Source organism: Oleiphilus sp. HI0123 (genome assembly GCF_001635315.1).
In genome coordinates this window covers 1-1,651 of sequence record NZ_LWGE01001535.1, presented here as the reverse complement: position 1 = coordinate 1,651, position 1,651 = coordinate 1, and the positions used below count along the sequence as shown (strand labels likewise).

The following is a 1,651-nucleotide window of genomic DNA, read 5'->3' as shown; positions in this document are numbered from 1 at the left end:
TCTAATTACCCTTGGTCTAGTTATCGTGTTAATGCTTTGGGAGCACAAAGCGAGCTAATCTCACCTCATTTCGAATACTTGTCTTTATCCGTATCGCCAGAAAAAAGACGGTCGATATATCGTTCTCTATTTACGTACGAGATAAAAGAACAGACGCTTGAAGAGATTCGCACAGTAACAAATAAGGCATGGGTACTGGGAAGTGAGCAATTCAAGTCTCAAATTGAAGCGCAGACCGGTAGGGCAAGTCACCCGAGAAAGACGGGCGGTGATCGTAGGTCGAAGGTTTTCAAAGGGGTCAGACTCGATTGAAAATCAATCGAGTCTGACCCCTTTGAAAAAGGCTAGGCCGCCTTAAGATCATAACTCTGCGGATAAAGCTTGTTCGCTTCAGCTTCTTCCAAATCCCTTTGTATTGCAGCAGCGGTATTCTTCAGTACGTTGAGCCCAAATTTCTGAATTCCATTTATGAGCATAGTCAGGCACAAGCAAAATCGTTTAACGTACTGTTATAGAAATTAGGGTATGCAAAATCATGACTCCCATTATTCAAATCGAAAACTTGTCTAAGGTTTATGCTGGTGGTTTTCAAGCGCTCAGTGGTATTAACCTTACAATAGAAAAATCTGAAATCATTGCTTTACTCGGTCCGAACGGGGCCGGTAAGACGACCTTAATCAGTACCATTTGCGGTATAGTCAATCCATCTTCCGGCACCGTGACTGTCGACGGTGAGGATATTATCAAAGGCTACCGCCATACGCGTGAAATGATTGGTCTGGTTCCACAAGAGTTAACGACTGACTCATTTGAGACTGTATGGGATACCGTGACGTTTAGTCGAGGCTTATTTGGTAAAGCGCCTAACACGGCTTATATCGAGAAGACGCTAAAAGACTTATCACTGTGGGATAAGAAAGATAACCGTATTATGGAGTTGTCAGGTGGTATGAAGCGCCGTGTGTTGATAGCCAAAGCGCTGTCGCATGAACCCAAGATTTTATTCTTGGATGAGCCGACAGCTGGGGTTGATGTTGAGCTGCGAAAAGATATGTGGGAGTTGGTCCGTAAGCTTCGAGAAAAGGGGGTCACGATTATCCTCACCACACACTATATTGAGGAAGCAGAAGAAATTGCTGACCGTATTGGTGTGATCAATAATGGTCAATTAGTCTTGGTTGAAGAGAAGACAGAATTGATGCGTAAGTTAGGGAAGAAGCAATTAACCCTCGACCTGAAGACCGAGCTATCTAGTTTGCCAACGAGCCTAAAAGGTTTCGATCTAGTGCTGAATAATAATGGCCTGCAACTTGTTTATACCTACGACACGCTAGAAGATCATACGGGTATTGCGACCTTGCTCCAGCACTTGTCTGAAGAGGGGATTCAGTTTAAAGATTTAAAGACTGACCAGAGCTCATTAGAAGATATCTTTGTATCGCTTGTTAAGGAGTCCGCATGAACCGTCACGCAGTTGCCGCGATTTATAAGTTTGAAATGGCCCGTACAAAGCGAACCATTTTCCAGAGCATTGTCTCGCCAGTTATCTCTACCTCTTTGTATTTTGTCGTCTTTGGTTCTGCGATTGGCTCGAGGATTAATGAAGTGGACGGAGTTAGCTATGGGGCCTTTATCGTACCAGGCTTGATTA

General features: G+C 43.9%; 1 protein-coding gene and 2 pseudogenes. All 3 read left to right on the top strand.

The genetic code is table 11. The features are described from left to right. Positions 1–312: pseudogene (locus A3761_RS27980) on the top strand (transposase); the annotation flags it as partial. Positions 313–535: 223 nt separating this feature from the next. Further along, positions 536–1,462, top strand: coding sequence for an ABC transporter ATP-binding protein (locus A3761_RS20455; protein WP_068506675.1), 927 nt, complete (start codon positions 536–538; stop codon positions 1,460–1,462). Further along, positions 1,459–1,651 (top strand): annotated as a pseudogene (locus A3761_RS20450) (sugar ABC transporter permease); the annotation flags it as partial. The gene A3761_RS20455 and the pseudogene A3761_RS20450, both read left to right, overlap by 4 nt.